This is a genomic window from Sedimenticola hydrogenitrophicus, from assembly GCF_029017505.1.
In the GTDB taxonomy this organism is placed as follows: domain Bacteria; phylum Pseudomonadota; class Gammaproteobacteria; order Chromatiales; family Chromatiaceae; genus Sedimenticola; species Sedimenticola hydrogenitrophicus_A.
Window position 1 is genome coordinate 1 of sequence record NZ_JAQGEI010000066.1, and the last position, 9,311, is coordinate 9,311.

Here is a 9,311-nt window from a genome sequence, read left to right on the forward strand (position 1 = left end):
CCCCTTCGGCCAGCACCCGCAGGTTGAGGTTGTGGGCCATGGCGATGATCGCCCGGCAGATGGCGGTGTCGTTGCTGTTGCCCGGCAGGTCACGCACGAATGACTGGTCGATCTTCAGCAGATCGATCGGCAGCCGTTTCAGGTAGCTGAGCGAGGAGTAGCCGGTGCCGAAGTCATCCACCGCCACCGCCACTCCGACACGGGCGAGCCTGGTCAGCACCTCCTCCATGAACTCGGCATTCTCCATCAGGCTGGTCTCGGTAATCTCCAGTTCAATGCCGTTGCCGCTGCCCCGGCAGCGATCAGTCATCGCCTTGACCCGTTCAAAGAACTCCTGCTGTTTCAACTGCAGGGTCGACACATTGACGGCGATGCGCCGTCCGCTGATCCCCTGTTTTCCCCACTGGATCGCCTGTTGGGTGGCGAGATTCAGTACCTGTTCGCCGAGCGGGTAAATCAGGCCGGTGGTCTCCGCCACCCGGATGAAGGTGCCGGGTGAGATCACCCCCAGCGTCGGGTCGTTCCAGCGCGCCAGCCCCTCAAGCCCGACGATAGCGCCGGTGTGCAGGTCGAACTGGGGCTGGTACAGCAGTTTGATGGCGTTGTTTTCGATTGCGTGCCGGAGCGCGGTCTCCACCTCCAGGTTCCAGTGGAAGGGTTCGCTCATGTTGGAGTCGAACAGCTGGTAGCTGTTGCCCCCCAGCTCCTTGGCCCGGTACATGGCGGTGTCGGCGAATTTGATCAACTCATCCACGCTGCTGCCGTTGTCCGGGAACAGGGCGATGCCGATACTGGGGGTGAGGTAGAGCTCATGCTGGTCCAGCCGGATCGGCGCTTTGAACACACGCAGGAGTTTCTCGGCCACCAGCACCGCGTCGAACTCCTCGTTGATATCCTGCAGGATGACGGTGAACTCATCGCCCCCCAGGCGCGCCAGGGTGTCGGTCTGGCGGACACACTCCTGCATGCGTTTAGCGGCCAGGGCCAGCGCCTTGTCGCCGCTGGTGTGTCCCAGAGTATCGTTGATGTTCTTGAAACGATCCAGGTCGATGAACAGCAGCCCGAGCAGCCGGTTGTTGCGCCCGGCATATTTCAACGCCTGGTCGAGCCGGTCGTTGAACAGCTGGCGGTTGGGCAGCTGGGTCAGGATGTCGTAATAGGCCAGCCGATGGATCCGGTCCATCACCTGCTGCTGGCGGGCGACATCGGAGTAGATGCCGATATAGCAACCGGGCCTGCCCTCCTCGTTGTCCAGGGCGATGATGTGCAGCCATTCGGGCAGAATGGTGCCGCTCTTGTCACGGTTCCAGATCTCCCCCGTCCACTCGCCCTTCTGATTGATCTGGTTCCACATGTCGGTGAAGAAACGGCTGTCGTGATAGCCGGATTCGATCAGGCTGATGGGGCGGCCGCGCAGCTCCTCCAGGGCATAACCGGTGTTGTGGATAAAGGCCGGATTGGCGGAGACAATGCGCGCGTTGCGGTCGGTTACCACGATGGCATCGGGGGAGTGGCGGATAATCTTGGCGGCCAGCTTCAGCTTGTTCTGATTGAGCTGGCGCTCATCCAGGATCACCTTGCCGATCAGTCCGGTGGCGCAGACGGTGCCGAAGTAGAGCTGCAGAAAGATCACCGTGAAGCGGTCATCGCCCGCGGCAAACGGACCCTGTCCCAGGGTGCTGCCGGTGAGGGCGGCCACCGCCACGAACAGCATCAGCAGGGTGGTGTCGCGCAGGTCGAAACGCAGCACGCACCAGACCACCAGCGGGGCCAGCAGAAAGGTGATGGGATAACGTTGCAGCGGGGCCGGGAGATAGCCACCGAACAGCAGCCCGCAGACCAGCAGGGCGGCAACGACCAGGAGCAGCCATTCGCCGACAGAACGCCGCCGGCCCGTCGCGCGTTGGGTCCGCCAGGTCATCAGCAGCGGGGTCAGGAGCAGGATCCCGACCGAGTCGCCCACCCACCAGACTCCGATGGAGCCGGGGAGGCGCACGGTGGGGAGGGTGCCGGCGCTCCACAGCATGAGATTGCCGATCAGGGCGCTGAACAGCGGGGCGATGGCCACGCAGAACAACAGAAAACGGGCAAAGTGCGCCGGTCTGATGAGCATCTTGCGGCTATCGGCGAAGCGGCTCATCAGCCAGTAGCCGATGGCCGCTTCCAGCAGGCTACCGAACGACATCCCGCTGCTCACCAGCCAGCCCTGGCCATCCAGCAGGGTGGTGGCCAGCGCGCCGAGCAGGATCCCGGGGAGCACGCCATAACCATGGATGAGCAGGCCGCCGAGGGCGATGCCCGAGGCAAACCAGATCGGTGAGGCGTTGCCCTCCAGCGAGGCGAATAGCAGGCTGATCTGCGCCGTGGCGAAATAGAGCAGGCCGTAAACCAGCCAGGGCGGCAGGTGGAGGTTGCGGCGCACTTCCTGGTTCCTCCGGTTGGCGGCCCATTGCATGCCGGGGATCCTGGTTATTCGCTGAATGCCCGCTGCAGTTCGCTCAGCGAGGCGAAGGTCAGCTCCGGCCGCCTGTCCCAGGGGTCGAAATGATTGGCGTCGCTGCGCCTGATCCAGGCCGTGCGCATGCCGATCGCCATCCCGCCCAGCAGATCGAACGGGTTGCTGGAGACCAGGCAGCAGGCGTCGGCCGTGGCGCCGCTGCGGGTCAGAAAATGGCGGTAAACCGCCGGGTCGGGTTTGAAGGTGCGGATCTCATGCACGCTGACGATATCGACAAAGGCGTGACGGATACCCGCCGTTTCGAGCAGCGTCTCCAGGTCATCCGGCAGGCCGTTGGAGAAGGCGTAGAGGCGATGGCCGGCGGACTTGAGCTGCTGCAGGGCCGTGGGTACGTCGGCAAACGCCGGCAGGCGCCGGTATTCGTCCAGCAGCGCCTGTGCCGCCGCGTCGCTGATCGGCAGATCCAACTGGGCCGAGGTGAACTCGAGCGCCTGCCGGGTGCAGACGGAAAAATCCACATAATCCCGCATCAGGCCGCGGCGAAACGAGTACTCCAGCTGCTTGTCGCGCCAGCGGCTGGAAAACAGCGTGGCCTGATCGCCCACCATGGTGGCCAGGCTGCGGGTGACGCCGGCGGTGTCGATCAGGGTTCCGTAAATATCGAAGGCAAAGGTCAGTGGCATGCGGTCTCCTTGTCCACCCTCAGCTCTATTTAACACACGGCCTGTGTGGATAAAAGTGTTTATTCTCAGTGATTGATCCGCCACTCCCCGGAGTTGGGCGGGGAGCTTCCGGCATGAACCAAGTATAGGGTGTGGTCACTCCGGCAGCGTTTTTTCTGCGCCACGGGGTGACGGATCGGGGCTTCGGCTATCAGGGCGGGGGCCTGATGGGGTATCCTGCCCACTCGGTACAGCTGCCCGGAATGAAAGAGCGAAAATGACTTCAAAGACCCCGTTTATCCTGGTGGATGGCTCCTCCTACCTGTTCCGCGCCTACCACGCACTGCCGCCCCTGACCAACTCCCGCGGCGAGGCGACGGGCGCCATCGTGGGCGTGGTGAATATGCTGCGCAAGCTGATCAGCGAGTACCGGCCTACCCACATGGCGGTGGTGTTCGATGCCCCGGGGGGGAGTTTCCGCAACCAGATGTACGACCAGTACAAGGCCAACCGTCCCGCCATGCCGGAGGAGCTGCGGACGCAGATCGAGCCGCTGCACCGCATCGTCGAGGCGCTGGGCCTGCCGCTGCTGATGGTCCCGGGGGTGGAGGCGGACGACGTGATCGGCACCCTCGCCACCCAGGCATCCCGGGCCGGGATGCACACCCTGATCTCCACCGGCGACAAGGACCTGGCGCAGCTGGTGGACGGCCACGTCACCCTGATCAACACCATGAGCGACAGCCGCCTGGACCGGCAGGGGGTGATCGACAAGTTTGGGGTGACGCCGGAGCAGATCATCGACTACCTGGCGCTGGTGGGGGACTCCTCCGACAACATCCCCGGGATCCCCAAGTGCGGGCCGAAGACGGCGGTCAAGTGGCTCGCCGAGTACGGCTCGGTCGAGGGCATCCGGGAGCATGCCGACGAGATCAAGGGCAAGGTGGGGGAGTATCTGCGGGGACACCTGGAGCAGTTGGAGCTCTCCCGTCGCCTCACCACTATCAAGTTGGATATCGAGTTGGCGCAGGGCCCGGATGACCTGCGCCCCACCCGGCCCGACCTGCCGGCGCTGCGCCAGTGGTACAGCCGGATCGAGGCGCGGCGGCTGCTGGAGGCGCTGGAGCGGGAGTCCGGCGAGGCTGTGGCCGCCAGCGCGGCGGCCGCGTCGCCAGACCGCACTGCGGACGGTCCGGCTAAGGTGGATTACCAGCAGCTGCTGGACCAGGCCGCCTTCAACGCCTGGCTGGAGCGGTTGCGCGCGGCGGGCGAGTTTGCTTTCGATACCGAGACCACCAGCCTGGACTATATGCAGGCGGAGCTGGCCGGGGTGTCGTTTGCCCTGCGCCCGGGCGAGGCGGCCTATGTCCCGGTGGCGCACTGTTATCCCGGCGCGCCGGAGCAACTGGCGCGGGACTGGGTGCTGGGGCAGCTGAAACCGCTGCTGGAGGACCCGGAGTGCCGCAAGATCGGGCAGAACCTGAAATATGACATGAGTGTCCTGGCCCGCTACGGGATCGAGATGCGGGGGATCGCCTACGACACCATGCTGGAGTCCTATGTGCTGGACTCCACCGCCACGCGTCATGATATGGATTCGCTGGCGGAAAAGTACCTGGGACACAAGACCATCACCTACGAGGAGGTGGCCGGCAAGGGCAGCAAGCAGTTGCGTTTCGACCAGGTGCCGCTGGAACAGGCCACCCCCTACGCGGCGGAGGACGCCGACATCACCCTGCGCCTGCACCAGAAGCTGTGGCCCGCCTTGCAGGAGACCGGCCGGCTGGCCGGCCTGTTGCGGGAGCTGGAGGTGCCGCTGGTGCCGGTGCTGTCGCGCATGGAGCGCCGCGGGGTGCGGATCGATGCCGCCCTGTTGCGCCGCCAGAGCCACGAACTGGCCGGGCGCATGCACGAGCTGGAGCAACAGGCCTACGGCGTGGCCGGGCGCAGCTTCAATATGAGCTCGCCCAAGCAGATCGGCCAGATATTTTTCGAGGAGCTGGAGCTGCCGGTAGTGGCCCGGACCCCGAAGGGGGCCCCCTCCACCGCCGAGTCGGTGCTGCAGGAGCTGGCCGACCAGGGCCACGAGTTGCCGGCGCTGATCCTGGAGCACCGGGCCTGCGCCAAGCTCAAGTCCACCTATACCGACAAGCTGCCGCAGATGGTCAATCCGCAGACCGGGCGGGTGCACACCTCCTACCACCAGGCGGTGGCCGCCACCGGCCGCCTCAGCTCCTCCGACCCCAATCTGCAGAACATTCCGGTGCGCAGCGAGGAGGGGCGGCGGATCCGCCAGGCCTTTATCGCCGATCCGGGCTACCGCATCGTGGCGGCCGACTACTCGCAGATCGAGCTGCGCATCATGGCCCATCTCTCCGCGGATGCGGGGCTGCTCCAGGCGTTTGCCGCCGGGGTGGATATCCACCGCGCAACCGCGGCGGAGGTGTTCGATACCGGCGGGGCGGATCAGGTGACGGCGGATCAGCGGCGTTCCGCCAAGGCGATCAATTTCGGCCTGATCTACGGCATGTCGGCCTTTGGCCTGGCCCGCCAGCTGGGGATCGAACGGGCGGCCGCCCAGCAGTACGTGGATCTCTATTTCGACCGCTACCCCGGGGTGCGCGCCTACATGGAGCGGATGCGCCAGGAGGCCCACGCCCAGGGCTATGTGGAGACCGTGTTCGGCCGCCGGCTGCACCTGCCGGAGATCAATGCGCGCAACAAGATGCGCCAGGCGGCGGCCGAGCGGACCGCCATCAACGCGCCGATGCAGGGTACCGCCTCGGATATCATCAAACGCGCCATGCTGGCGGTCGACGGCTGGATCGAGGCGGAACGCCCACCGGTGAAGATGATCATGCAGGTGCACGATGAGCTGGTGTTCGAGGTGGCCGAGGCGGAGCTGGAGCCGGTCTGCGAGCGAATTCGCGGCTTCATGGAGTCGGCCGCCAGCCTGGCGGTGCCGCTGCTGGTGGATGTCGGGATCGGCGACAACTGGGACGAGGCGCATTGACCCAGTAAAATGCTCGGCATTGAACTATTCCAGATTTCTGCTATCTCATTAAGTAGCGCCAGCTGGCGCGGTCACTTCTCCCCAAGTGACCTGTCCCCGACGACCCCATGTCGGGATCTAGGACCCTGCACACCTTGACTCCCCTTGGGTGGCAGGGTCTTTTTTTGCCCACCAGGCTGGCTGATACCCAGCACCGGAGTACACCCCAGTCCGGAAGGAGCCACGGATTCACGCAGATCGTGGGATCAGTATCTTGAATCCGTGGTTCTCCAGCTTGTAGAAGGGTGGGCAAGTCGTCCGCGCCCAATCTGTCAGCCCGTGTGGTATCCGCGTGGGCACAAAAAGCGTGCCCACCCGACCAAGCTGGGACGGGCGTAGGGGCAACCCCCCGTGGTTGCCCGGATTCCCGGTTTGCCTATTGGAACGGGCAGGCACAGGGGCCTGCCCCTACGGCTGATCCGGTGCGGTTTCCGGCGCATCCCCGGTCAATCCCAGCCACTTGTCCAGCACCGCGTGGGCTTGGTCGATCCCCTGGTGTTTCAGGGCGGAGAAGAGCTGTGCGGAGTGGATGCCATTGATCTCCTTCAGGGCTTTCTTCACCTGTAGCAGGCTTTTCGCCGCCGCGCCGCGCTTCAGCTTGTCCGCCTTGGTAAGCAGGATGTGCACCGGCAGCTGGATGTTGCCGCTCCACTCCAGCATCTGCAGGTCGAACTCCTTGAGCGGGTGGCGCACGTCCGCCAGCAGGATCACCCCGCGCAGGGATGTGCGCTGCTCCAGGTAGGCGGCCAGCTCCGCCTGCCACTGCAGTTTGATCTTTTCCGCTACCTTGGCGTAGCCGTAGCCGGGCAGATCCACCAGCCGGTGCGCCTCGTCCAGGGCGAAAAAATTGAGCAGTTGGGTGCGCCCCGGGGTTTTGCTGGTGCGGGCCAGGGCCTTCTGTTGGCACAGGGCGTTGATGGCGCTGGATTTGCCGGCGTTGGAGCGGCCGGCAAAGGCGACCTCCGCCCCGGTATCGGGTGGCGACTGTTCAAGCTTGGCGGCGCTGGTGAGGAATTTTGCCTGATGGTAAAAGCGGTTCATTGCGGTCGTCTGCTGGCGAAAGCCTGCGAACATACCCCAAATATCGCCCTGCCGCCATTCCCCCAACGCAACTACACACTCGAGGTGTCCATTAAAGCCCCTCCAATGCACCACGGAGACACAGAGGACACAGAGGTTAACTGAACAACGTAGCGTGGCGGATGATTTGGAGCAGTCATCGCACTCAGACCCCCCTCGATCCCGGAATACACCGCTTTCGGACCTGAGGATGGAACCTGCGGGAGGATTTTGTGGTTTCTCTGTGCTCTCTGTGTCTCCGTGGTGTGAATAAGGGGCGAGTAGTTACCCCCCAACAAGATAAACCGCGCTATTCGCGTTCATTCCATCCTTAGGTCCGTAAACGGTGCATTGCATCCTCGGCTCCGTAAACGTTACATCCCTGTACCACTCCTCTTGCACCACTCCTCGCGGCTTTATAAACGGTATCTGACCTTCTCCGCATTTTGGCACTTACCGGCTAGCCGCTAATGCTGGACCAGAGCCGCTGCACCCAGGAGCGCTTGCCGAGTTGCGGATTGGCGCCGGCGGCGAGGAAGAAGCCGCTGTACTGCATATCCTCCTCCATGATGTGCTTGGAGAGCCACACCTTGAGAAAGTGCATCAACTCGAAACCGATGGCGTGCTTGCCGTCGGCGATCTTTTTCTGCAGCTCGACGATCTGCTGGATCAGATCCTCGTGCAGGTCGTGGTGCTCCTCATAACCGGGGAAATTGAGGATACGCATCAGGCTCTCTTCCACCGCAAAATGGATGCGGGTGTATTCGGCCAGTTCCCCCAGGATGCCCTCCACCACGTCGCTGCCGTGGCGTTGCGAGATCGCGTCGTGCATGCGGTTGATCAGTCCGACCAGCATCTTGTGCTGTTCGTCGATCTCCTCGATACCGACACTCAGCTCGTCTGTCCAGGTTATGAAGTTTTTCATCGTACGCTCCCAGGAAAAATATGGGGGCTTTGGCGCTACGCCTATACCCTTAATTAATGTGTGGATGTTAGAGCGTATCGGTGGGCTAAGGAAGTCTTATAAGGGCATTGAATTGATAAATATCAGGCAAATGACCGATATTATTCGGGCGTCCGTTTCCAGTGGCCCGATTTACCGCCGGCCTTCTCCAGCAGGCGCACCTGCTCAATGGACATGCCCCGGTCGACCGCCTTGCACATGTCGTAGATGGTGAGTAGGGCTACCTGGGTGGCGCACAAGGCCTCCATCTCCACCCCGGTCTGGCCCCGGGTCTTGACGGTGGCCACGCAGTGGACGGCGGATTGGTCCGGCTCCGCGGTCAGGTCGATATTGACATGGGTGAGGGCCAGGGGGTGACAGAGTGGTACCAGGTCGGCGGTCTTCTTCGCCGCCATGATCCCGGCCACCCGGGCGATGCCGAGTACGTCGCCTTTTTTGTGATCGCCCCGCTGGATCAGCGCGAGCGTCTCCGGGCGCATGAAGATGCGGCCCTCGGTGACGGCGGTGCGCTGGGTCTCCTGCTTGTCGCCCACATCCACCATGTGGGCCTCGCCGGACTGATTGAAATGGGTCAGTTCGTTCATGACTGGTGCTCGATGCTCTTGGGGATCTCGTGGAATTCAAAGCTCATGGTAGCAAGATCGGCCATGATGTAGGTAGCCGGGGAGCCGCCTACGCCGCCGACGGTACCGGGATTGACCAGCAGGGTGACGCCGCCGCGGATATTGGGGATCTCCTGCACCTGGACCTTATGGCTGTGGCCGCAACAGACCAGGTCCCAGTCGCCGGTGGCGGCCATGGCCCGGGCATAGTGGGGGTAGTGGACCAGGAAGATCTTTTTTCCGCCCAGTTCGAGGGCGGCATCCATCCCGTAGTAGCGGATGATGTTTTCCGGGTCATTCGCCATCTGCCCCAGGGTGAACAGGTCGCCGGTGTTGTTGCCGTGGATCACATGGGTCGGCAGATGGTGTTTTTTCAGGCACTTCAGGGTGCTGGGGGCCACCACGTCGCCACAGTGGACGACGGCCTCGGCACCGCGACTGCGGGCTTCGGCGACGGCGTAATTGAGCAGGGGTATATGGTCGTGGCTGTCGGACAGTATACAGATTTTCATGC

At 63.4% G+C, this 9,311-nt stretch carries 7 protein-coding genes; 1 reads left to right on the forward strand and 6 read right to left on the reverse strand.

Features of this window, described 5'->3' with window-relative positions:
* The coding region (locus O9K64_RS22960; protein ID WP_275100459.1) for an EAL domain-containing protein at positions 1 to 2,455 on the reverse strand (2,455 nt) is incomplete at its 3' end.
* Positions 2,456 to 2,469: 14 nt separating this feature from the next.
* Positions 2,470 to 3,141: a haloacid dehalogenase type II gene (locus O9K64_RS22965; protein WP_275100460.1), complete on the reverse strand. Its 672-nt coding sequence runs from the start codon at positions 3,139 to 3,141 to the stop codon at positions 2,470 to 2,472.
* 256 nt (positions 3,142 to 3,397) lie between these two features.
* On the opposite strand from O9K64_RS22965, the gene polA reads away from it, so the two are divergent.
* Positions 3,398 to 6,133, forward strand: a complete 2,736-nt coding sequence (polA, locus tag O9K64_RS22970) for a DNA polymerase I (protein WP_275100461.1) — start codon at positions 3,398 to 3,400, stop codon at positions 6,131 to 6,133.
* 447 nt (positions 6,134 to 6,580) lie between these two features.
* Here polA and yihA read toward each other — a convergent pair whose 3' ends face one another.
* The 4 genes from yihA to O9K64_RS22990 form a co-directional block, all read right to left on the reverse strand.
* Complete coding sequence (yihA, locus tag O9K64_RS22975) at positions 6,581 to 7,213, reverse strand: ribosome biogenesis GTP-binding protein YihA/YsxC (protein ID WP_275100462.1); 633 nt, start codon at positions 7,211 to 7,213, stop codon at positions 6,581 to 6,583.
* 478 nt (positions 7,214 to 7,691) lie between these two features.
* Complete coding sequence (locus O9K64_RS22980) at positions 7,692 to 8,156, reverse strand: bacteriohemerythrin (RefSeq protein ID WP_275100463.1); 465 nt, start codon at positions 8,154 to 8,156, stop codon at positions 7,692 to 7,694.
* A gap of 140 nt (positions 8,157 to 8,296) precedes the next feature.
* Entirely contained in the window at positions 8,297 to 8,779 is a 483-nt protein-coding gene (gene moaC / locus O9K64_RS22985) for a cyclic pyranopterin monophosphate synthase MoaC (protein ID WP_275100464.1), read from the reverse strand.
* On the reverse strand, positions 8,776 to 9,311 hold a 536-nt coding region (locus O9K64_RS22990), incomplete at its 5' end, for a metallophosphoesterase family protein (protein ID WP_275100465.1). The genes moaC and O9K64_RS22990, both read right to left, overlap by 4 nt.